The following is a 21048-nucleotide window of genomic DNA, read 5'->3' as shown; positions in this document are numbered from 1 at the left end:
GCATGAGGGGCCATGTCTGCATGGATCCTTCTCGCTATCGCCGCCGCCGCGTTCCAGACGCTGCGCTTTGTGCTGCAAAAACGCCTCAGCATGGGGGCGCTGTCGACGGGCGGCGCGACCTTTGCGCGCTTTGCCTACTCATTGCCCTTCGTGGTGCCGCTGGCCGCGCTTTACCTGTGGTGGGCGGGCGTGGCCCTGCCCACGCTGACGCCGCTGTTCTGGGCCTATGCGCTGGCGGGCGGACTGGCGCAGATCCTTGCGACATGGTGCATGGTCGCGTTGTTTGCCGCGCGCAATTTCGCCGTCGGTATCACGTTCAAAAAGACCGAGACGGTGCAGACCGCGCTGATCGGTCTGATCGTACTGGGCGACCGGATCAGCTGGGCGGGGTTTGCCGCGATCCTGATCGGGCTTGCCGGCGTGCTGATCCTGTCGGGCGGGGTCGGGGCCGCGCGCTGGCGCCTGCTGAACCGCGCCGCCGCGCTGGGGCTGATCGCGGGGGCGCTGTTCGCGGTGTCGGCGGTCGGCTATCGCGGCGCGACGCTGGAGGTGGCCAGCGATGACGCATTGTTGCGCGCGCTGGTGGCGCTGGCGGTCGTGACCACATCGCAGGCGGTGGGCATGGCGCTGTGGCTACGCTGGCGCGAGGCGGGCGAGATCGGGCGCGTCATCGCGGCGCGGCGCACGGCGGTCTGGATGGGGTTGACCGGCCTTGGCGGTAGCCTGTGCTGGTTCACTGCTTTCACGTTGCAGAACGCCGCATACGTTTTTGCCGTGGGGCAGGTCGAGGTGATATTTTCGCTGATCGCGGCCAAGCTGGTGTTTGGCGAAACGGCGACGCGGCGCGAATTTGGAGGAATTGCGCTGGTTACGGTGTCGGTGATCCTAGTGGGCTTGCTCCGTTAAGGCGCAGGAACAGGCTTTGTTCGTCATCGTTGCGAAAGAAAGGGATCGAGGTCGGCGGCGCCGTGTCATCGCCGCGCGCGGCGATTTCGGCCAGCACCACCTCGGTGATGAACGGCAGATCAAAGCGGCGCGCCTCGGGAAGAGGCACCCATTGCAGATGCGACAGTTCTTCGCTGGCGGCGCTGAAATCGCCGGGATCGCCTGCGATGTGGTCGGCGTCGATCAAAAAGAACCGCGCGTCAAAGCGGCGCGGGCGGCCCGGCGGCGTGATCGCGCGAAAGACGAATTGCAGAGCGCGCGCGTCCGGCACATAGCCACGCGCGGCGAAACCCGTCCAGTCGTGCGGAACCGGATCGGGCCATGTGCCGGGGCGCCCGATGATGAGGCCCGATTCCTCCCACAGCTCGCGGATGGCGGCGGCAGCCAGCGCAGCGGCCAGGCCCGGCGCGCTGTCCTCGACCAGCCGTTCGGCGCAAAGCGCGGGTAGGGGCGCGGCAAGGGGTACGGCGGCGTCGCCGGGATCGACCGCGCCGCCGGGAAAGACGAACTTGCTGGGCATGAAGGCCGCTTTTGCGCCGCGCTGGCCCATCAGGACCTGTCGCTGTGCCCCGTCGCGTCGCAGGACGATGACGGTCGCCGCGTCGCGGATCGGCGTGGATCGATCAGACATGGCTGCCTCCCCTCGCGGCCGGGATACGCTCAGGCGCTTGTACCAAAGCCGTGCATCTGCCGCGCCCATTGAAACGCGACAACCGCGCCCTTCAGCCGTGGCAGAAGATACAGCGACAGGCCGACGCAGCCAATGGCGAAGATCGTGAAAAGCACCAGCGGATCGGGGCGGAACTGCACGAACGAGATGTGCAGGGCAGGCGCCATGATGTGCCCGACGATCAGGATGGTCAGGTAGGCCGGGCCGTCATCTGCGCGGTGCTGCGACAGATCCTCGCGGCAAACGGCGCAGGTGTCGCGCACCTTGAGATAGCTTTTCAGCAAGGGTCCGGAGCCGCAATTGGGGCATTTGCAGCGAAAGCCCTTGCGCAGCGCGGGCCACAGCTCGCGCTCTTGGGTGGGGATTGTGATCTGATCGGTCATGTCGCCCTCTAAGCGGATTCAGGCGCAATTTGGTGCAGGACCGTCGAAAAGGAAAGGGGCAACACGACGCCGACCCCATGTCGCGCGGATTTGCCGCGCTATGGTGTCGGCATCAGGCGGCCGGGCGAGCGCTGAGGGTCACGGTATTGCGTCCCCGTGCCTTGGCCCGGTAAAGCGCGCGGTCGGCCTGTTCCAATAGGGCGTCCACGCTGGCGGCGGCTGCACCACTTGTCTGTCCGCCCCGGCCCATCGCGACACCGATGCTGATGGTGACATGCACCGGTCCGGCCTCGCCCTTGGGCATGATGGCGGTGGCGGCGATACGGCGGCACAGTCGATCGGCCGTATTGCGGGCCTCGTCCCCGTCGGCGCCGGGCATGATGATCAGGAATTCCTCGCCGCCTATACGGGCCACCAGATCGCCCTCGCGCACGCCATTGCCCAGCAGGTCGGCGACATGGCACAGCACCCGATCGCCCGTGGCGTGGCCGTGATGGTCATTGATCTGCTTGAAATGGTCCAGATCGGCGACCATCACGGCAAAACCCTTGCCGCCGGGGGCCTGAGCCGTGGCGAGTTCCCGCAGGAACGGCATTGCGAAGCGGCGGTTGTATAGGCCGGTCAATGGATCGATCATCGCGGCGCGCAGCCCGTCATGCAGCCGCGTGCGCAGACGGTCGATGGCCTGTTTGCGCTGAATCTGGCGGCTCATCCGCAACGTCCATTCCCCCAGATCGGCCTCGCCCACGATCACGTCGTTGGCGCCCATGTCCAGCAGGCTGGCGGCCAGCGGCTGGCAGCCGCTGGGCACCACCGCGACGATACGGCTGTGGCGTGCTTCGGGCGCCGCGCGCAGTTCGGCCATCAGGGCAAGCGCCATTTCGCTGGTGGCGGCATCGCCCGCACGGCCCGGTATCATCAGAACGAACACATCAGCAGCCGGTGCGCCGGGCGCTTGCGTCACCGGCCCGCCTGCCCGGAGCGTGGCGATCTGGTGCCGGCAGGCGCTGCGCAGGCGGGTGCGCAGCGCCGTGGCGTCGCACATATGGACCGCCAGCAAGGTGATGCGCCCGGGCCGATCAAAGCCGCCCTGCGCCTCGCCGAAACCGGCGGCACGCTCGGACCCGGCGTTCAGGCGCATATCCTGAAGCGCGTGATGCTGACGCAGCAGGCCGCGCAGGCGGGCCAGGATGATCCGTTCGTCGATGGGCTGGGTTATGACGTCATCTGCCCCGGCCCTCAGCGCATGAACGCGCGCCTGCGCTGTATCCTGGGGCAGAAGGGCGACGATGGGGGTGACGGCTGTACCCGGCGCGGCGCGCAACGCCACAATCAGATCGGCGCAGTCCATATCTGGCAGGGCCGCGCCAACGACGATCAAATCTGGTTCCACAACGCGCGCCATCGCCATTGCATCACGGCCCGAGGTCGCCTGCGAGATTTCGAAATGGGCCGCGGACAGCTTGACCTTGAGAACGATCCTGTTGGTCGCTACCGCATCGACGATCATGATTTTGCCTGACATGGGCCGCGCCCTTTCTGACTTGCCCTTTTCTGACGTCCGACTATCCATGCAAGTAGTTAAGAAAACCTTTCCGGGAATTTTAGGCAAATGACGAATACGCGGGAATCCGCCGAGACCCTCGCCTTGCAATGTTTGGGTTGGCTGCTTGCAAATGACGATCTACTGCCGGTTTTCATGGGGGCGACCGGGGCCGGAGAGGATGACCTGCGGCGCGGCGCCGGCGATCCTGCCTTTCTGGGCGCGGTTCTGGATTTCATCATGATGAACGACGACTGGGTGATTGATTTTTGCGCCTCGGTCGGCGCCGCCAATGACACGCTAATGCGCGCGCGCGCCGCATTGCCCGGCGGACAGGAGGCGCATTGGACATGACAGCACCCGCAAACCGGCGCGATATCGCAGGGATCATCTTTGACAAGGACGGCACCCTGTTCGACTTTCACACCACCTGGGCCGATTGGACGCGCGGCTTGCTGGGCGCACTTGCCGCCGAGCACGCCACATCGCCGGAGATTCTGGCGCGCGCGGTCGATTTCGATCTGCCTACGGGCCGCTTTCTGCCGGGTAGCCCGCTGATCGGCGCCACCAACCGGGAGGGCGCCGAACTGCTGGCCGGGGCGATTCCGGGCGCAGACGCTGGCGCGATAGAAGAGGCGATCCGCCTGACATCTGCCGCTGCGCCGCTGGCCGCCGCCGTACCGCTGGCACCGTTCCTGACCGGGCTCTCCGCGCGCGGGCTGAAAATCGGGCTGGTCACGAACGATACCGAATATGGCGCACGCGCCCATCTGACCAGTGCTGGCGTGCTGGCGCATTTCGATTTCATCGCCGGATACGACACCGGCCACGGGGCCAAACCCGAGGCCGGCGCGCTGCTGGCCTTTGCGCAGCAGATGGGGCTGGCGCCGTCGCGTGTGGTCATGGTGGGCGACAGCACGCATGACCTGATCCCCGGACGGGCGGCGGGCATGCACACGCTGGGCGTGCTGACCGGCATCGCCAAAACGGCCGATCTGACGCCCTATGCCGATGATGTCCTGCCGGATATCGGCCACATCCCCGGCTGGCTGGACGCGTGACACGGCACCCGGCCTTTGGTCTGGCGCTGGCGGCGTTCGGCGCGCTGGTGCTGACGCCGGATGCGATGCTGCTTCGGCTGTCGGGCATGGCGGGGCCGCAGATGCTGGGCTGGCGCGGGCTGTTCATGGGAACGGCGCTGCTGCTGATCTGGCTGCTGATATCGCGCAGACGTCGGGCTGATCTGGCGCTGCTGGGCAGTGGCGCGGGGATTGCCATCGTGGGCTGCCAGTTCTTCAACTCGACATTCTTCGCGCTGGGCATCGCGGGGGCGCCTGTTGCGATCGTGCTGTTCGGGGTCGCGACGACGCCGATCTTTGCCGCGCTTCTCGCGCGTTTGCTGTTGGGCGAGCGGACGGCGCGCGCGACATGGTTCACCATCGTCGCCGTGGCGGTCGGGATCGGCATCGCGGTGCTGGGCGGGGGCGGAGTGGTTGCCCCGACGGGCGCCGTGGTCTTTGGCGCTGCGGCGGGGCTTGGCGTGGCGGCAATGCTGGCATTCAACTTTGTCGTGCTGCGCGCGCACCCGCATCTGCCCATTCCGCTGCTGATCGGACTTGGCGCGCTCTGCGCCGGCGTGGCGGGTGTAACCGTGACCGGCCCGGCGCATATGTTGGACGGCAACGTCTGGGCCATCGCGATCACCGGCTGCATCATCCTTCCGGTGTCCTTTTTGTCGCTATCGTTTGCATCACGGCACACGGCGGCAGCAAATGTCAGCCTGCTGCTGCTGCTTGAGACGGTGCTGGGCCCGGTCTGGGTCTGGCTGGCGATGGGCGAGGCGATGACGCCGGCCATGCTGTTGGGCGGGGGCATCGTGGTCGGGTCAATAGCGCTCTACCTGCTGCATGTGCGGCAATCGGTGCGGCGTGACACGATAAAAACGACAAACCTTGCCGCTAAGTGAATACCACTCCGGCGCGTGGCGTGGTTCGATAGGACCAAGCCATGACGGAGGGACGCGCGATGACCGAAGACCTGAAGCGCCGCAAACGGACCGGTGGCCGTGCCGGAAACGCGGATCGTCGCGGCACGGCGGTGATCGAGCAGATGCCGTGGAATCCACCGCTCAACATCGACCGCCCGACCGAGCCGCTGAACGATGCCGGAATCGCCGCGATCCATGACGGCGCCATGCGCATTCTGGAGGAGATCGGGATCGAGATCCTGAACCCCGAGGCACTTGAGATATTCCGGGCCAGCACCGGCTGCACCATTTCCGGCACCAACCTGCGTATGGGCCGCGAGTTCGTGATGGAGGAGGTGGCCAAAGCCCCCGAGCAGTGGACGATCACGCCGCGCAATCCCGACCGCCGCATTACCATGGGCGGACGCCATCTGAACTTCGGCAACGTGTCGTCGCCGCCCAGCTATTGGGATATGAAGCTGGGCCGCAAGGTGACTGGCACGCGCGAGATGTGCGCCAACCTGCTGAAGCTAAGCCAGTATTTCAACTGCATCCATTTCACCGGTGGCTATCCGGTCGAGCCGCAGGACATTCACGCCTCGGTGCGTCATCTTGATGTGATGTACGATGCGCTGACCCTGACGGACAAGGTTTGCCACGCCTATAGTCTGGGCAAGGAGCGGGTCGAGGATGTGATGGAAATGGTGCGCATCGCCGGTGGGCACAGCCACGACGAATTCGACGCGACCCCCCGCATGTTCACCAACATCAACTCGACCTCGCCGCTGAAACACGACGCGCCGATGCTGGACGGCTGGATGCGCCTTGCGCGGCGGGGGCAGGGGCTGGTGGTGACACCCTTCACGCTGGCGGGCGCGATGGCGCCGGTGACGATGGCGGGTGCAGTTGCGCAATCGCTGGCCGAGGCGCTGGTGGCGGTGGTCCTTGCCCAGCTGGTGCGCCCCGGCGCGCCCTGCGCGATCGGCACGTTTACCTCCAACGTCGATATGAAATCCGGCGCGCCCGCGTTCGGTACGCCCGAATACATGCGCGCAACGCAGATGACCGGGCAACTGGCGCGCCTCTACAAGCTGCCGATGCGCGCCAGCGGCGTCTGCGCCGCGAACGTGCCCGATGCGCAGGCAACGTGGGAGACGTCGAACAGCCTGTGGTCTGCGGTGCAATCGGGCACCAACATGGTCTATCACGCGGCGGGCTGGCTGGAGGGCGGGCTGATCGCCAGCCCCGAGAAGTTCGTCATGGACTGCGAGATCCTACAGCATATCCAGCGCTACATGGACCCGATGCTGACTGCCACCGGCCCGGACGAGATTGCCGTGGACGCCATCGCCGAGGTCGGCGATCAGGGTCACTTCTTTGGCATCCAGCACACGCAGGACCGCTATACGACGGCGTTCTATCAGCCCTTCCTCAGCGACTGGCGCAATTTCGAGGCATGGGAGGCCGATGGTGGTGTCTGGACTGCGCAGCGGGCGCATCAGTTGGTGCAGGACATCCTTGCCAGTTTCGAGCCACCTGCCCTGGACGAAGCCATCCGCGAAGAACTGGCGGATTTCGTCGCCCGCCGAAAATCCGAAGGCGGCGCGCCCACCGATTATTGACCCGTCGCCAAAAGGAGCACGCTGCGCGCGCGCAGGTTTCAAGAGCCGCCCGTTGCAGGCGCGCCGACCTGCGCTATGGACGCTGCTTTTTGCCGAGCGTTGATGGGTATTTGAACCAAGAAAAACCAATGGCGCGCATCGCTGTTTTTTCTTGGTGAAAATACCCAAATCCGACGCCTGCCCAAAGGAGTCCGGTCAGCCATTTCTGTCCAGCGTGGCGCGGCAGGCGCGATCGACGGCGGCGTGCAGCAGGACGGTGCAGATCGCCAGGACAATGAGCGCGGCAAACATCAGGTCTGTCTTTGCACGTCCATTGGCCAGCAGCATCAGATAGCCCAGACCCTTGGACGCGCCGACCCATTCGCCGATGATCGCGCCGATGGGGGCATAGACTGCGGCCAGTCGCAGGCCTGACGCAAAACCGGGCAGGGCGGCCGGGATGCGGATGTGGCGCATGATGCGCGCGGGGCTGGCGCCCATGAGGCGCGCCATGTCGATCCAGGCCTGGGGCGTGCGCATCAGGGCGTCGAAAAAGGCCGAGGTGACGGGGAAATAGATCACCAGCAGCGTCATCACCACTTTGGATCCTATGCCATAGCCGAACCACAGGGTCAGGATCGGGGCGAGGGCGAAAACCGGCACCGCCTGGCTGAAAATCAACATGGGGCGCACCAGCTGGCGCGCGAGGGGGGATGCGGCCAGTGCGATGGCTGTCGCCCCGCCCAAGGTGGCGCCGAGGGCGAGGCCCGCCAGCACTTCGATGGCCGTGATCATCGTATGGTGCGCGATCAGGGCGCGGCTGGTCCAGAGCGTTTCGGCCACCAGCGCAGGGCCAGGTAGAATAAATCGTGGCACACCGGTCAGCAGGACCAGCGCCTGCCATGCAGCCAGCGCGACGAGCGCCGAGGCGGCGATGCTGCCGACGCGCCTCATGGTCCGGCCCTCAGTTCGGCCAGCAGGGCGCCTTGGGCACTGAGGGTCGGCGCGTCATCCACGGCACGCGGCGGGGCGCCGGGGGGCACGGGCCGTTCGCGCAGTCCGCCGTGGCCGAGGATGAGGATGACGTCGCTCAGCCGGGCCGCCTCGGCCGGGTCATGCGTGACCATCAGCACGGTTTTGTCCGAGAGCAGCTGTGCCGTCAGGTCCTGCACCTGCGCGCGGGTGCGCGCATCCAGCGCCGAGAACGGCTCGTCCAGCAGGACAATGGGGCGATCCTCCATCAAGGTACGCGCCAGTGCGGCGCGCTGGCGCTGGCCGCCCGATAGCGTGGCGGGGCGTTTTTCCGCGTGTGCGCGCAGCCCGACCTCGTCCAGCAGTTCGGCGGCGCGCTTTTCATCCGGCGCCGCGTTGCGCAGGCGGGCACCCAGGGTGACATTCTGCGCGACGGTCAGCCACGGCAGCAGCAGATCGGATTGTGCCATCAGCGCCACGCGCCCGGCGAGGGGGGCGCCGTCACTGGCAGTTAACGTGCCGGTCAACGTCGCCTCGTCCGCGATGCTCGAAATCAGGCGCAGGATGGTGGACTTTCCCACGCCGGACGGTCCCAGCAGGCAGGTCCATTTGCCTGCCGCCGCCGTGAGCCGGATGGGCGGGATCAGGGGCACGCCGTCGATATCGACGGACCCCTCCAGGATGATGCCGGGCGCTGTCATCCCTGCAAACCCATGTCCCAAAAGCCCACCTCCAGCCGTACGGCTGTGGAAAAACGCTGTGAAAGCGCGCGCCACCGTGGGCTATCCTGCGGCGTTGCCCCCAGCCGCCGGGCAATGGCGCCATCGAGAAGCGTGCCAGCCTTGCGACAGGCTTGCTGATAGTCCGACCCGGCATAGGTATCGATCCATTCGCCATACGGCGTGTCGCCGCGCCCGGCAGCCAGACGCAGGCCGATTTCGCCGTATCCCAGTACGCAGGGCGTGAGCGCCGCCAGCAGGTCCAGAAAATCGCCCGAGTAGCCCGCATCCAGCACATAGCGCGTATAGGCGATGTTCTGCGCCGCCTCGGGCGCGGCGAATAGCGTGGCCTCGTCGATGCCTTCGCGCGCGCAGGTGGCGACATGCAGCGCGATTTCACCGTTCAGCAGCGCGTCCAGCGTGGTCGTGGCAAAGCGCATTTCCTCGACCGTGTCCGCCTTGACCACCGCCAGCGCCCAGGCGCGGGAGAAGTGGATGAGAAACACGTAATCCTGCACGAGGTAGTGCAAAAAGGCCTTGCGCGGCAGCGTGCCGTCCCTCAGCCCCTCGACAAAGGGGTGATGGGTGTAGGCGTGCCAATCCTGCGCCGCGTCCGCGCGCCATGCGGTGAAGGTATCGCCGTACATTACTGCGCCTCCGATTGTGCGCCGGATGTTGCACCCGGATCGATGGCCAGTTCGGACACAGAACGCGTGCCGTCCAGCAGCCCGGCCTCGGCCAGGAAACGCTCGAAATCGGCGTAGCGGGCGATGTCGACGGCGGCAGGGCGCAGGGCAAAGCGGGGAATCGTGTCGGTCCACGCGCGGGCGTTCAGGGCATCGTCCAGCTCGGGTGAGGTGGATTTGAAGATGTCCCAACTGTCGTCGGGGTGGTTGACGATGTATTGCGTCGCTTTGCCCGTGGCGCGCAAAAAGCGCGAGATCAGCGCCAGATCCATCGTCTCGGGGTTGGCGACATAGATCAGTTCGTCATAGGGCGGCACGCCGGCCTCTTCGACGAAAAAGCACGTTCCGGGGGCGCCTTCGATCTCCATCTGGTTCAGCTCGAAATTGCGATAGGCGCCGATGACCGCATCGACCTGTCCGGACATGACCGAGGGGCCAAGGGACCAGTTGACGTTGATCATTTCCACATCATCGAAGGTGATGTCATGCTGATTCAGGATCGCGTTCAGCAGCGCCTCTTCGACGCCGGCAACGGAATAGCCGATCTTGCTGTCCTTGAGGTCGGCGATCGTCTTTATTGGGCCGTCCTTTAGCACCAGCAGGCAGTTCAGCGGGCTGGCGATCAGGGTGCCGACGCGGATCAGCGGCAGGCCTTCGGCGATCTGAAGGTGCAGTTGCGGCTGGTAGGATACGGCCAGATCGACCTGACCTGCGGCCACCATCTTGGGCGGGGCCGAGGCATCGGCGGGCGCGATGATTTCAATGTCCAGACCTTCATCGGCGAAATAACCGCGCTCTTGGGCGATTACGATAGGGCCGTGGTTGGGGTTTATGAACCAGTCCAGCACGAGGGTCATCTTGTCCTGTGCGCATGCTGGCACGGCGGTCAGGGCGCTTAGAAAGGCGGCGGTGAAAACGAGGGATTTCATGTCGGCTCCTTGGTGGTGATTCAGGACCGACGGGACAAACGGAAAAGGGGCGCAGGGCCGCATTGGCGGCGTCTGCCATCTCCGTTCCCTCCGCCGGTACTGACCGGATCAGGTTCGATGGGTCGGCGTATCGCCTCTCAGCTCCGGCATAGCGGAGCACCCCAACGGATAGGCCAGACCTAGCAAGTGCCGGGCGTGCGCGCAAGCCGCGAAAGACCACGCCGCGCGGGACGGCGCCTGCGGTGAAAATCGCCCGTTCAGCTTGGGCGTGAAAGGCGGTAGGCTGCGGCGAAACGATGCGTCAGATCATACCCGGAGTGCTGTCCATGATGCTCAGATCCAAAACCAGTGACGCGCGGCTGCTATACGCCATCGTCGGCGCGGTGGCAGGCCTGTCGGTCTGGGGGTTGATCAATGTTCTGCCGGACATGGTGGACAACGCGCGGGCCGCATTGCTGCCCATCGCGGCCGGGCTGGGGTTCTTTGGCGTGCTGCTGGCGCTGCTGGGGCCGGTGCGCCTGAAACTTGCGGCGGTGGCGGCGCTGGGCATGGCGGTGCCTGCCGCGCTGCTGCTGTTCTGGGCCAGCTTTCGCCATGCGCAGGTCGAGGATTTTCTGGACACTGGGTACGGGGCGGCCGCCTTTGTCTATCTGCTGGTGATCGGGGTGCCGTTCGTGACCGCCGGGCTGCACAGGCATGGGGGATGGCGCCACTACGGGGCCTTGTTTGACACCGCGTGGAACCTGGTGGTGCGCGTTGCGGCCGCGTGGCTGTTTGTCGGGGTGGCCTGGCTGGTGCTGCTGCTGTCGGATCAGTTGCTGGGTCTGGTCGGGATCGACATCATCGAGGATGTCATTGCGCTGGAGCCGGTGCCATACCTCGTCAGCGGTATTGCGCTGGGCCTGGGTCTGGCCATCGTGCATGAGCTGCGCGATTACGTGTCGCCGTTTCTGGTGATCCAGCTGCTCCGTGTGCTGTTGCCTGCGCTGCTTGTGGTGCTGGCGGTGTTTATCGTGGCGCTGCCGTTTCGGGGGCTTGCCAGTCTCTTTGGTCAGTTTTCGGCGGCGGCCACGTTGGTGGCGGTCACGGTGGCGGGCATTACCCTGGTGACGACAGCGATCCACCGCGACGATGGCGTGTCGGTGCAGGGCGCGGGTATGCTGATGGCGACCCGCCTGCTGAGCGCGATGCTGCCTGTGCCCGCTGCGCTGGCGCTGTGGGCGGTGTGGCTGCGCGTGGACCAGTACGGGCTGACGCCCCACCGCGTGGCGGGACTGATCGCCGCTGCGGTGGCGCTGATCTATGCGCTGGCCTATGCCGTCGCGCTGCTGACGCGCACTGATTGGCGTCGCCAGCAACGCAGCGTCAACCGCTGGATGGCACTGGTCACGCTGGCGATTGCGGCGCTATGGCTGACGCCCCTTCTGAATGCCGAGCGCCTTGCGACCGCCAGCCAGATCGCCCGCGCGGGGTCTGGTGCTGCGGACCGGGATCTGGCCCTGTGGGAGATGGCCAATGAATGGGGTATCGCAGGCCAACGCGGCCTGGCCCGGCTCGAGTCGCAGGCGGATGCGCAAGAGGACGGTGATCTGCTGGCCCTGATCGAAAGGGCGCGCCAGACCCCGGCCAGATGGGACTACCAGAAGGCCACAGGCGATGACGGAATCGTCACGCTGGAAGGCATCGTACCGCTGCGTCCGGTGGGTAGCAGCCTGCCGCCCGGCGCGCTGGACGGGCTGGACCCGGACGAGCGGCAACAGATCCACGAATCTTGCAAGCGCCGCCTGACCGGGGGGCATCCGGGCTGTGTCATCGTGATCGCCCCGTTCGAGCCGGCCGAAGATACCGAGCGCGCCATCGGCCTGTTCGCGACGGCAGACGAAGGCGCGCGACTGGTGGCATACCGGATATATGAGGGGCGCCTGTTTCAGCAGGGGTATCCGCGCGATATTCTGGGAGGCAACTACCCTTATGTCTCAAAAGACGTGATTGCGGATATTCTCAAGGGTCGGTTTCGCCTCGTCCCCGCGCCGCGCACGGTGCTGGAGGTCGGAGGCATGCAGCTGTTTCCGCAAAATTGACCGCGTTGGTGAATTCTTAAGGTGCGCCGTGCATATCTGAACCAGGGACGTAGCGGAGATGGATATGCACGGGCTGATCAATCGGGCGATAGAGCGTTTCGTGCGCGACACGTATGGGCGCGACGTCTGGGGCACCGTGATGCGGCGCGCCGGGCTGGATTATACCGAATTCGAGGCGATGCTGACCTATGAGGAGCATGTCACACATGACGTGCTGGGCGCCCTCGCTGATGTGCTGGGTCGCCCGTTGCAGGATATCCTCGAAGATATCGGAACATATCTCGTCTCGCATCCCAACGTCGAAGCGCTGCGCCGATTGTTGCGTTTTGGCGGGCCGACCTTCACCGAATTTCTGCACTCGCTGGACGATCTGCCTGCGCGCGCGCGGCTTGCCGTGCCTGACTTGGCCCTGCCCGAGCTTGAGCTGCGCGAACGCGGCGATGGGCGTTTCAGCGCGCTCTGCCGTAGCCGGACGCCGGGGTTCGGACATGTCATGGTCGGGCTTTTGCGCGCGCTGGCAGATGATTACGGCGCGCTGGTCCTGCTGGACCATAAGGGCCGCCGCGACGGTCTGGAAGTGATCGAGATCCGGCTGCTGGCGGTGGAGCATGCCAGCGGACGCCGTTTCGATCTGGGTGTAGGGGCAGTGAAGTGAGTGTTCACGTAGGCAAGGACCGGTCTGATCACGCCACGGCGATGATGGATGTGCTGTGCCCCATGCACGCGGTACTTGATGCCGCGGGGTGTGTGGTGCATGCCGGTCCGACATTGGCCAAGACATTCGGAGCGGCGCCGATGATTGGCGCACGGTTTGCCGATCTGTTTGAGATAAAGCGCCCACAGACCGATGGATCCATACGGATGCTGCTGGGGCTGGCGGGCACCAAACTGCATCTGCGGATGCGCTGCGCACAGCGTACCGACCTGAAGGGTGTCGTCGTGCCGCTGGCGCCGGGCGCGGCCCCTGTCGGTGGCGCGCTGATCAATCTGTCCTTCGGGATCTCGGTTGTTGATGCTGTGCGGGATTACGGTCTGACCAGCAGCGATTTTGCTGCGACTGATCTCGCTGTCGAAATGCTCTATCTGGTCGAGGCCAAGACCGCCGCGATGGAGGCGTCGCACAAGCTGAACCTGCGCCTTCAGGGCGCCATGATCGCGGCCGAGGAAAAAGCCTATACAGACACGCTGACCGGGCTGCGCAACCGCCGTGCGTTGGGTTATGTGCTGGAACGACTGACCGAGGCAGAGCAGGATTTTGCGCTGATCCATCTGGATCTTGATTACTTCAAGGCGGTGAACGACAGCATGGGGCACGCGGCGGGCGATCATGTGCTGCGCGAAGTTGCGCGCATCATGGTTGAAGAGACGCGCGACGAAGACACCGTCGCCCGCGTCGGCGGTGACGAATTTGTGCTGGTGCTGACGCGGCTGACTGATGCGGGTCGTGTGCATGAAATCGCGGCGCGGCTGATCGGACGATTGTCGCAGCCCATCCCCTTCTCGAATCGGTTCTGCACCATATCGGCCAGTGCGGGGTCGGTAATGTCGTGCGATCACGCACATCCGGATATTGCGCGCCTGATGCTGGAGGCCGATACGGCGCTTTACGCTGCCAAGGATCGTGGACGCGGGTGCCATATTCCGTATTCGCTGGATCTGGGACATACCGGTGATCCCTTGGCGGACGCTGGCGAAAGGCCCGCGGATGCGCGCGGCCCCGTGGCGCATAGCGGTCCGGTGGCTTGGGGCGACAGCAAGGGGGCAGATGCCGTCGAGTGATGTGCCGCTCTGCTCTGGGCGCCTGCTAAAGCGTTTCGCCTTAAACTTAAGGCGAAACGCGTGCAACGCTCATATGTCTGGTGCGTTTCGCGAAACGCTTTAGGAACAGCGTGAACCGCAGGTCAATGCCCCGGCAATGGCTTATCCTCTCGCGGGACAGTTCGCGTCCGAACGGCATCGATGATCGCTCACCATACCATTTCGTCAGGCGACGCCATTCTGGTCGTCTTGTAAAAGGCAGATCGAAAGGCCGGGAAACAGGACTTTGGAATAGCGTTACGTGTCTGACGGGAGCGCGAGGGACTATGTGTACCGCGCGCGCGGCTCTGGTCTATGCGTCAGGTTTTGGTCTCGCTCTCCAGCGCGCGGTCGGCTTCGGGTACGTTCAGTGTTGACCAGGTGTCGTCCTCCGGCGGCGGGGGCGGGGTTGGGCAGGCGTCCTTGTGGATATTCACCTTTGCCATGAAGTTCGCCGATATCGGCGCCGTGACGAACAGGAAGGCCATGACCAAAAGAACATGCAACGCCCCGTCACCGAATATCTGCGCATGAATTATCGCCGCCAGAAGAAGGGCGCCGATGCCCACGGTGCCCACTTTGGTCGGTGCGTGCAGGCGTGTCATGGCATCGTTGAACTTCAGCAACCCAATCGAGCCGATCAGCGAAAAGCCGGCACCGACGATCAGGCAGATCGAAATGGCGTAGATTGCGACAGTTTCCCAGATCATTCGATAATGTCCCCCCTCAGCACGAAGCGCGCATAGGCGACCGTGCTGACAAACCCCAGCATGGCGATGATCAGCGTGACTTCGAAATAGATGTGGCTACCCTGAGCTATCCCGAGCAGGATGATCAAGCCGATGGCATTCACGACCATGGTGTCCAGCGCAAGGATCCGGTCGCCCGTACCCGGCCCGATGATCAGCCGGATCATGGCCATGACCTGCGCCGCAGCGACCGTCACAAAGGCGATCCAGAGCGCGATATTCATCACATCCATGGCGAGGGTCATGAGAAAATCTCCAGCAGGCGCCGCTCGTAGCGGTGCTTGATTTCGTCGCGCACCGCATCCGGGTCGTCGGTATGCAGCGCATGGACCAACAGGCTGTGCCCCTCGTCCGACAGATCCGCCGACACGGTGCCGGGCGTCAGTGTAATTGTTCCGGCGAGGACCGTGATCGCCTCGGGCTGGCGCAGTTCCAGCGGCACAACGACCCATGCGGGGCGCAGGCGGGAGTTGGGCTTGGTCAGGACGATCCAGGCGACTTGTACGTTGGCAACCATGATGTCCCACAGCACGATCAGGATATAGACAGCCATCCGGCCCAGCCGGACACCGCGCGGCGTACCCGGCCACCAGGCCGATGTCCCCCAGGGGATCACGATGCCCAGGATCAGTCCGAACACCAGCATTCCGGGCGACAGTGTGTTTTGCAGCAGCAGCCAGACCGCCGTCAGCAGAAGTGTCAGGAACGGGTGCGGCAAGAGCCAGTAGAACGCGCGTGTCATGTCAGTGCCCCTCCTGCGGTGTGCTCAGCTTGCCGGGCGTGTCCAGCACGGTGCTGATATAAGGCGCCGGCGCGAAAAGTTGCGCGGCGATGGCAGTGGTGTAGCGGTGCGCCGGGCCGGCGAGAACTGTCAGCGCGATCAAAAGCGCCAGCAACCCGCCGACGGCCGTGTAGGACAGCGGGGATAGGGACGGCGCTGGAGTGTCCTCAAGGGGGGGCACCGCGCGCGCCTTCCAGAAAATCGTGCTGCCAGCGCGGCCAAATCCGATCAGGCTGATCAGGCTGGCGCCCAGCACCACCGCCCAGATCCAGACAACCAACGGGGATGCGATGGCGGCATTTAGGATCAGCAACTTGCCAACAAAGCCGGACAGCGGCGGCAGGCCGACCATCGCGATGGCCGCCACAAAGAACATCCCCGCCGTCAGGGACGCGCCCGCGATCTGCGGCGCCGCGCGCAGCCGCAGATCCGTCCGCCCGCTGCGCACCAGATCGGCGATCAGGAACAGCGCTGCTGATGCCAGCGTCGAGTGCGGGATGTAATAGAGAGCCGCGGCGATGCCCGCCTGCGTGAACAGCGCGATGGCGATCATCACCATGCCCATCGATCCGATTACGGCATAGGCCACCAGACGGTCCAGCCGACGCGCGGCCAGCACACCGATCATGCCGACCGCCAGGGTTGCCAGCGCGGCAGGGGCCAGCCACAGGCCTTGCAGCCCCGAAGTGACCTCCAGATCGGGCGGAAAGATCAGCGTATAGACGCGGATGATGGCGTAGGCGCCGACCTTGGTCATGATGGCGAACAGGGCGGCGACAGGCCCCGGCGCCTCGGCGTAGCTGGAGGGCAGCCAGAAATGAAGCGGCACGACCGCCGCCTTGATCGCAAAGACCAGCAGCAGCAGCACCGCCGCCACGCGGATACCGACGCTGCCGCCCGCGTCGATCAGGGCGACGCGCCCGGCGATATCGGCCATGTTCAGCGTACCTGTTTCGGCATAGATCGCGCCAAGGGCGAACAGGAACAGCGTCGATGCCAGCAGATTGTACAGCACATACTGGGCACCCGCCCGCAGGCGCACATGCCCACCCGAGTGGATCATCAGCCCGTAGGAGGCGATCAGCAGCACCTCGAAGAACACGAAGAGGTTGAACAGATCCCCGGTCAGGAACGCGCCCATCAGGCCCATCATCTGGAACTGAAATAACGCGTGGAAATGCCGCCCGCGCTCATCCCATTTCGATCCGATGGCGTAGAGCAGCACGAAAAAGCCCAGCACCGCCGTCAGAAGCACCATCATAGTCGACAGCCGGTCAGCGACCAGCACGATGCCGAAGGGTGCGGCCCAGTCGCCCAGCTGATACAGCGTGACAGTCCCGTCCGAGGCCTGCCATGCAAGGCCCGCCGCGATCACGATAAGGGCCAGCACGCCCGCAATCGACAGGACCCGCTGGATGCCGATGTGATACCGGGCCGCCAGCACGATGAACGGCGCGACGATAGCGGGCAGGATGACGGGCAGAATGATCCAGTGCATCATGCTGTGCCCTCCTTGTCGGTCTCGCTGCCCTCTGTGGGGTCATTTACATGGTCGTCATCGGCCCCCAGATAAGCCCCGAGCGCAATCATCACGATGACCGCCGTCATCCCGAAGGAGATCACGATGGCAGTCAGCACAAGCGCCTGTGGCAGCGGATCTGTATAGGTTTGCGCATCGCTCAGGATTGGCGGTGCGCCGATTGTCAGCCGCCCGGAGGCGAAGAGGAACACGTTGACCGCATAGGTCAGCAGCGCCACGCCGATGATCACCGGAAAGGTGCGCAAGCGCTGCACAAGGTAGAGGCCGGCGGCGGTGAGGATGCCAATGGCGGATGCGACGAGCAGTTCCATCTTAGACCTCCTTTGCCGACTGGGGCGGTGCGGGACTGTCGCGCGATGGGTCTATATCCATCGCGTGTTCGCTATCTTCCACATGGGCGCGACGCGCGAGGCGCGAGAAGCTTTCAAGTGACAGCATCACGGCGCCGACCACGGCCAGAAATACGCCCAGATCGAACAGGGCGGCGGTGGCCAGCTCGAACTTTTCGAAGGGGGGGATGCGGACATAGGTGAAATCCGAAGTCAGGAACGGCATGCCGAAGAACCACGATCCCATGCCGGTCAGGCCGGCGACCAGAACCCCGGCGCCGATCACGCCGTGGTAGGGATAGCGCAGCCGCGCCGACGCCCAGCTAAAGCCGCTGGCCATATACTGCATCACCACGGCAATCGATACGATCAGCCCGGCGATGAACCCGCCGCCGGGATCGTTGTGGCCGCGCAGGAAGATGTGCAAGCCGACCAGCAGCACGATCGGCATGATGACGCGGGTCAGGACCACCATCATCAGCGGGTGGATGTCGCCTGCGCGAGGCTGATCGGGCTTTCGGTTCAGAAGGCGCGCGCGAATGGGGCCGTCCAGCAGTGCCTCGGTCAGGGCGTAGATCAGCAGGGCGGCGATGCCCAGAACGATGATTTCACCGAACGTATCAAAGCCACGGAAATCGACGAGAATGACGTTGACCACATTGGTACCGCCGCCGCCCTTGTACGAATTGGCCAGATGGAAGGCCGAGATCGACTCGCTCACCGGGTCGCGCAGCAGGTAGTAATATGCCATTCCCATGGTCCCGAGGCCCCCGGCAATAGCGATGGCCGCGTCGCGGGTGCGGCGCAGAACGGTGCTCTCGACAGGGGTGCGGTTGGGCATGAAATTAAGGGCCAGCAGCATCAGGATGGTGGTGACGACTTCGACGGTGAATTGCGTCAGCGCCAGATCAGGCGCGCTGAAATAGACGAAACCAACGGATACCAGCAGCCCGACGATCCCCAGCAGGATCAGTGACAGCAGACGGTTGCGATGCAGGAATACCAGCGCCGTCGTTGCCGCGACCAGCATCAGCCAGGCCGCAACGGAAATTGGCCCGATCGGCAGCATGTCGTATGTGGCCGGCCCGATCGTCCCGGTGGCCCATGCATGCACGCCACCGGCCACGACAGTGACCGCCATGATCGCGCCATAGCGCGAAAAGGAACCGTCATGCAGCGGCTGAATGATCGCGCGTGCGACGCCGACAGCCCCGTCGATAACGCGGTCAAAGATCGTCTTGGCCTCGGGGCGCGGTGCGGCATCCCACAGCCGTAGCGCCGGGGCGTGCAGCGACACCAGCGTGAGCGCGCCCGCCGTCGCGATAATCGACATCCACAGCGCCGGGACCAGCCCGTGCCAGATTTTGAAATGCTCAGTGGGTAGCTTGACCGCGCCGCCCAGCACGGCATCGGTCACCAGCTTTATGAACGGTTCGGCCAGAAAGGGCGCGACGCCGATCACCACGACCGGCACGATCAGGATCGCGGGTGGCAGCCACAGCCCGGGGCCCGGATCGTGCGGCGGGGCGTCATAATCGTCGCGTTCGGGACCGAAGAAGGTATGCGCGATCAGGCGGAAACAATAGGCCGCCGAAAAAAGCGATCCGATCACCGCCAGCGCCGGCACCAGCCAGGGCATCCCGAACAGCGTGGTGTGCAGCGTTTGCTCCAGCATCATTTCCTTGCTGAGGAACCCGTTCAGCAGCGGAACCCCCGCCATCGACAGCGCGCCCAGCGTGGTGATCACGAATGTGATCGGCATCACGCGCCGCAGTCCGCCCAGCCGACGGATATCACGGGTGTGAACCGCATGGTCGATGATCCCGGCGGACATGAACAGAGCGGCCTTGAACGTCGCGTGGTTCAGGATATGAAACATTGCCGCCATCGCGCCAAAGCCCGTCCCGGTGCCCAACAGCATGGTGATCAGGCCCAGATGGCTGACTGTCGAGAACGCCAGCAGCGCCTTCAGGTCATGCTTGAACAGGGCGATCACAGCCCCCAGCACCATCGTGATCAGCCCGGCGCCGGTCACGATCATGAACCATTCGGGGGTGCCCGACAGCACCGGCCACAGCCGTGCCATCAGAAAAATGCCCGCCTTGACCATCGTGGCCGAGTGCAGATAGGCGCTGACCGGCGTCGGCGCGGCCATCGCATGCGGCAGCCAGAAATGGAACGGAAACTGCGCCGATTTTGTGAAACATCCCAGCAGGATCAACAGCAGGGCGGGAACATAGAGCGGCGAGGCCTGAATGACATCGCGCCGCTCCAGAATGACGCTCAGATCATAACTGCCCGCAATCTGGCCCAGAATCAGCATTCCCCCGATCAGGGCCAGCCCGCCCATGCCGGTCACGGTCAGCGCCATGCGCGCGCCCTGACGGCCTTCGGGGAGGTGTTTCCAATAGCCGATCAACAGGAAGGACGACAGCGACGTCAGTTCCCAGAAAACCAGCAAAAGCAGGATGTTGTCGCTCAGGACGATCCCGACCATCGCGCCCTGGAACAGCAGCAGATAGGTGAAAAATTCGCCCATGTTATCATTGCGTGACAGGTAATACCGCGCGTAGATGATGATCAGCAGGCCGATGCCCAGAATCAGGCAGGCGAAGAAGAATCCCAGCGGGTCCAGCATCAGATTGACGTTCATCCCGATGCTGGGCAGCCAGTCGATACGGGCAGTGACGACCTCCCCGGCGAACACGGCAGGCGCGTTCGTCAGAAGCCCGATCAGCGCGGTCAGGGTCACTGCCCCCGTGACCCCGGCGCAGGCCTGACGGCCGGCGGAATTCATCAGTCCGGGCAGGAGCGCCCCGAGAAACGGCAAAAGAGCGACAAGGAAGAGGGACACGCGAACTCCTGATCTGCTGACCGGTCCATGTGTGGTCAAGTTTCGCTGCAGGCTCAAGCAAAACCGACGCCGGAAACGTGCTAAGGGCGCGAATGTCGCAATTTTAAGGTGTTTTCGCGAGATGCAAGCGCAAGGCGGCAGTCCGCCCCCTCCCGTTTCTCATCCGCATCCGTCAGCGCCCGTGCGAAGGCGTGTTGATCGGGGGTGGTGTCTGGAATGGGAATGAGCAACGTCGCAGGCGATGACTGTCCGAAGCCCCTCATCGTCGCGCCTGCTGCCGCCATTGCCCTCCTTGGATGGCGTGGCGGCCAGCGACTTCCAGTAAACCCAGACGCCATATTCTGCATGGAACGAGGGTAATTTCGGGATATTGCCCCCCTCACCAAGACGGACGAGGCAGAGCAGGATGTCGACGCAAAGGCGCCGACGCCACCGGGCGGCTTCGCGGTTGCGACCATAGGGATCTGGCACGTCGCCGGATGAACCCGATGGCGGGGAACGCC

The 21048-nt window shown here is 64.6% G+C and carries 21 protein-coding genes and 1 riboswitch; of the genes, 8 read left to right on the top strand and 13 right to left on the bottom strand.

Annotated elements, in window-relative coordinates:
* Positions 1-12: 12 nt before the first annotated feature.
* Complete coding sequence (locus FGD77_RS21060; protein ID WP_255013660.1) at positions 13-906, top strand: DMT family transporter; 894 nt, start codon at positions 13-15, stop codon at positions 904-906.
* Here the strand turns inward: FGD77_RS21060 and FGD77_RS21055 are convergent.
* From FGD77_RS21055 to FGD77_RS21045, 3 genes are all read right to left on the bottom strand, one after another.
* Positions 869-1576: an NUDIX hydrolase gene (locus FGD77_RS21055; protein ID WP_255013658.1), complete on the bottom strand. Its 708-nt coding sequence runs from the start codon at positions 1574-1576 to the stop codon at positions 869-871. The two genes, FGD77_RS21060 and FGD77_RS21055, sit on opposite strands and share 38 nt — an antisense overlap.
* A gap of 29 nt (positions 1577-1605) precedes the next feature.
* The gene (locus tag FGD77_RS21050; RefSeq protein WP_255013656.1) at positions 1606-1998 is read right to left on the bottom strand and encodes a DUF983 domain-containing protein; all 393 of its coding nucleotides are present in this window, start codon (positions 1996-1998) and stop codon (positions 1606-1608) included.
* A gap of 112 nt (positions 1999-2110) precedes the next feature.
* Positions 2111-3523, bottom strand: coding sequence for a diguanylate cyclase (locus FGD77_RS21045; RefSeq protein ID WP_255013654.1), 1413 nt, complete (start codon positions 3521-3523; stop codon positions 2111-2113).
* Positions 3524-3610: 87 nt separating this feature from the next.
* Here FGD77_RS21045 and FGD77_RS21040 point away from each other — a divergent pair, with 87 nt between their 5' ends.
* The 4 genes from FGD77_RS21040 to FGD77_RS21025 are packed head-to-tail and all read left to right on the top strand — an operon-like array spanning position 3611 to position 7129.
* The gene (locus FGD77_RS21040) at positions 3611-3895 is read left to right on the top strand and encodes a DUF3572 domain-containing protein (protein WP_255013651.1); all 285 of its coding nucleotides are present in this window, start codon (positions 3611-3613) and stop codon (positions 3893-3895) included.
* Positions 3892-4602: an HAD family hydrolase gene (locus FGD77_RS21035; RefSeq protein ID WP_255013648.1), complete on the top strand. Its 711-nt coding sequence runs from the start codon at positions 3892-3894 to the stop codon at positions 4600-4602. Before FGD77_RS21040 ends, FGD77_RS21035 begins: the two co-directional genes overlap by 4 nt.
* Complete coding sequence (locus tag FGD77_RS21030; RefSeq protein WP_255013646.1) at positions 4599-5507, top strand: DMT family transporter; 909 nt, start codon at positions 4599-4601, stop codon at positions 5505-5507. Before FGD77_RS21035 ends, FGD77_RS21030 begins: the two co-directional genes overlap by 4 nt.
* A gap of 59 nt (positions 5508-5566) precedes the next feature.
* Positions 5567-7129, top strand: a complete 1563-nt coding sequence (locus tag FGD77_RS21025; RefSeq protein ID WP_255014389.1) for a trimethylamine methyltransferase family protein — start codon at positions 5567-5569, stop codon at positions 7127-7129.
* Positions 7130-7324: 195 nt separating this feature from the next.
* Here FGD77_RS21025 and FGD77_RS21020 read toward each other — a convergent pair whose 3' ends face one another.
* The 4 genes from FGD77_RS21020 to FGD77_RS21005 are packed head-to-tail and all read right to left on the bottom strand — an operon-like array spanning position 7325 to position 10414.
* Positions 7325-8062 (bottom strand): ABC transporter permease, encoded by a 738-nt coding sequence (locus FGD77_RS21020; RefSeq protein ID WP_255013642.1) that lies wholly within the window; start codon positions 8060-8062, stop codon positions 7325-7327.
* Positions 8059-8781, bottom strand: a complete 723-nt coding sequence (locus tag FGD77_RS21015; protein ID WP_255013640.1) for an ABC transporter ATP-binding protein — start codon at positions 8779-8781, stop codon at positions 8059-8061. Before FGD77_RS21015 ends, FGD77_RS21020 begins: the two co-directional genes overlap by 4 nt.
* Complete coding sequence (locus FGD77_RS21010) at positions 8778-9446, bottom strand: TenA family protein (RefSeq protein ID WP_255013638.1); 669 nt, start codon at positions 9444-9446, stop codon at positions 8778-8780. Before FGD77_RS21010 ends, FGD77_RS21015 begins: the two co-directional genes overlap by 4 nt.
* Positions 9446-10414 carry an ABC transporter substrate-binding protein gene (locus tag FGD77_RS21005; protein WP_255013634.1) on the bottom strand — a complete coding sequence of 323 codons (969 nt, stop codon included), beginning with the start codon at positions 10412-10414 and terminating at the stop codon, positions 9446-9448. The genes FGD77_RS21010 and FGD77_RS21005 overlap by 1 nt, the downstream gene beginning before the upstream one ends.
* A gap of 68 nt (positions 10415-10482) precedes the next feature.
* Positions 10483-10588: riboswitch (TPP riboswitch) on the bottom strand.
* A gap of 152 nt (positions 10589-10740) precedes the next feature.
* Here FGD77_RS21005 and FGD77_RS21000 point away from each other — a divergent pair.
* From FGD77_RS21000 to FGD77_RS20990, 3 genes are read left to right on the top strand one after another with little or no spacing between them, the layout of a single operon-like run.
* On the top strand, positions 10741-12495 hold the full coding sequence (locus FGD77_RS21000; protein WP_255013630.1) for a DUF4153 domain-containing protein: 1755 nt from the start codon (positions 10741-10743) through the stop codon (positions 12493-12495).
* 58 nt (positions 12496-12553) lie between these two features.
* Complete coding sequence (locus FGD77_RS20995; RefSeq protein WP_369682750.1) at positions 12554-13150, top strand: heme NO-binding domain-containing protein; 597 nt, start codon at positions 12554-12556, stop codon at positions 13148-13150.
* The gene (locus FGD77_RS20990; protein ID WP_369682749.1) at positions 13147-14274 is read left to right on the top strand and encodes a diguanylate cyclase; all 1128 of its coding nucleotides are present in this window, start codon (positions 13147-13149) and stop codon (positions 14272-14274) included. Before FGD77_RS20995 ends, FGD77_RS20990 begins: the two co-directional genes overlap by 4 nt.
* A 338-nt stretch (positions 14275-14612) precedes the next feature.
* Here the strand turns inward: FGD77_RS20990 and mnhG are convergent, their stop codons facing one another.
* From mnhG to FGD77_RS20960, 6 genes are read right to left on the bottom strand one after another with little or no spacing between them, the layout of a single operon-like run.
* On the bottom strand, positions 14613-15002 hold the full coding sequence (gene mnhG / locus FGD77_RS20985) for a monovalent cation/H(+) antiporter subunit G (protein WP_255013627.1): 390 nt from the start codon (positions 15000-15002) through the stop codon (positions 14613-14615).
* The gene (locus tag FGD77_RS20980; protein WP_255013623.1) at positions 14999-15286 is read right to left on the bottom strand and encodes a K+/H+ antiporter subunit F; all 288 of its coding nucleotides are present in this window, start codon (positions 15284-15286) and stop codon (positions 14999-15001) included. Before FGD77_RS20980 ends, mnhG begins: the two co-directional genes overlap by 4 nt.
* Positions 15283-15783 carry a Na+/H+ antiporter subunit E gene (locus FGD77_RS20975; protein WP_255013621.1) on the bottom strand — a complete coding sequence of 167 codons (501 nt, stop codon included), beginning with the start codon at positions 15781-15783 and terminating at the stop codon, positions 15283-15285. The genes FGD77_RS20980 and FGD77_RS20975 overlap by 4 nt, the downstream gene beginning before the upstream one ends.
* A 1-nt stretch (position 15784) precedes the next feature.
* The gene (locus FGD77_RS20970; protein ID WP_255013619.1) at positions 15785-17323 is read right to left on the bottom strand and encodes a monovalent cation/H+ antiporter subunit D; all 1539 of its coding nucleotides are present in this window, start codon (positions 17321-17323) and stop codon (positions 15785-15787) included.
* Positions 17320-17673 (bottom strand): Na+/H+ antiporter subunit C, encoded by a 354-nt coding sequence (locus FGD77_RS20965; protein ID WP_255013616.1) that lies wholly within the window; start codon positions 17671-17673, stop codon positions 17320-17322. Before FGD77_RS20965 ends, FGD77_RS20970 begins: the two co-directional genes overlap by 4 nt.
* Position 17674: 1 nt before the next feature.
* Positions 17675-20545 carry a monovalent cation/H+ antiporter subunit A gene (locus FGD77_RS20960; protein ID WP_255013600.1) on the bottom strand — a complete coding sequence of 957 codons (2871 nt, stop codon included), beginning with the start codon at positions 20543-20545 and terminating at the stop codon, positions 17675-17677.
* Between the last annotated feature and the right edge of the window lie 503 nt (positions 20546-21048).

Origin of the sequence: Roseovarius sp. M141 (assembly GCF_024355225.1) — a bacterium.
Lineage (GTDB): Bacteria > Pseudomonadota > Alphaproteobacteria > Rhodobacterales > Rhodobacteraceae > Roseovarius.
This window is presented reverse-complemented; position numbering and strand designations above follow the sequence as displayed.

Coding starts and splice junctions, on each gene's coding strand:
- FGD77_RS21050 (WP_255013656.1), bottom strand. CDS start 1,998: ATGACCGATCAGATCACAATCCCCACCCAAGAGCGCGAGCTGTGGCCC.
- FGD77_RS20995 (WP_369682750.1), top strand. CDS start 12,554: ATGGATATGCACGGGCTGATCAATCGGGCGATAGAGCGTTTCGTGCGC.
- mnhG (WP_255013627.1), bottom strand. CDS start 15,002: ATGATCTGGGAAACTGTCGCAATCTACGCCATTTCGATCTGCCTGATC.
- FGD77_RS20970 (WP_255013619.1), bottom strand. CDS start 17,323: ATGATGCACTGGATCATTCTGCCCGTCATCCTGCCCGCTATCGTCGCG.
- FGD77_RS21010 (WP_255013638.1), bottom strand. CDS start 9,446: ATGTACGGCGATACCTTCACCGCATGGCGCGCGGACGCGGCGCAGGAT.
- FGD77_RS21000 (WP_255013630.1), top strand. CDS start 10,741: ATGATGCTCAGATCCAAAACCAGTGACGCGCGGCTGCTATACGCCATC.
- FGD77_RS21060 (WP_255013660.1), top strand. CDS start 13: ATGTCTGCATGGATCCTTCTCGCTATCGCCGCCGCCGCGTTCCAGACG.
- FGD77_RS21015 (WP_255013640.1), bottom strand. CDS start 8,781: ATGACAGCGCCCGGCATCATCCTGGAGGGGTCCGTCGATATCGACGGC.
- FGD77_RS21005 (WP_255013634.1), bottom strand. CDS start 10,414: ATGAAATCCCTCGTTTTCACCGCCGCCTTTCTAAGCGCCCTGACCGCC.
- FGD77_RS21055 (WP_255013658.1), bottom strand. CDS start 1,576: ATGTCTGATCGATCCACGCCGATCCGCGACGCGGCGACCGTCATCGTC.
- FGD77_RS20965 (WP_255013616.1), bottom strand. CDS start 17,673: ATGGAACTGCTCGTCGCATCCGCCATTGGCATCCTCACCGCCGCCGGC.
- FGD77_RS20975 (WP_255013621.1), bottom strand. CDS start 15,783: ATGACACGCGCGTTCTACTGGCTCTTGCCGCACCCGTTCCTGACACTT.
- FGD77_RS21020 (WP_255013642.1), bottom strand. CDS start 8,062: ATGAGGCGCGTCGGCAGCATCGCCGCCTCGGCGCTCGTCGCGCTGGCT.
- FGD77_RS21035 (WP_255013648.1), top strand. CDS start 3,892: ATGACAGCACCCGCAAACCGGCGCGATATCGCAGGGATCATCTTTGAC.
- FGD77_RS21040 (WP_255013651.1), top strand. CDS start 3,611: ATGACGAATACGCGGGAATCCGCCGAGACCCTCGCCTTGCAATGTTTG.
- FGD77_RS21045 (WP_255013654.1), bottom strand. CDS start 3,523: ATGTCAGGCAAAATCATGATCGTCGATGCGGTAGCGACCAACAGGATC.
- FGD77_RS21025 (WP_255014389.1), top strand. CDS start 5,567: ATGACCGAAGACCTGAAGCGCCGCAAACGGACCGGTGGCCGTGCCGGA.
- FGD77_RS20980 (WP_255013623.1), bottom strand. CDS start 15,286: ATGACCCTCGCCATGGATGTGATGAATATCGCGCTCTGGATCGCCTTT.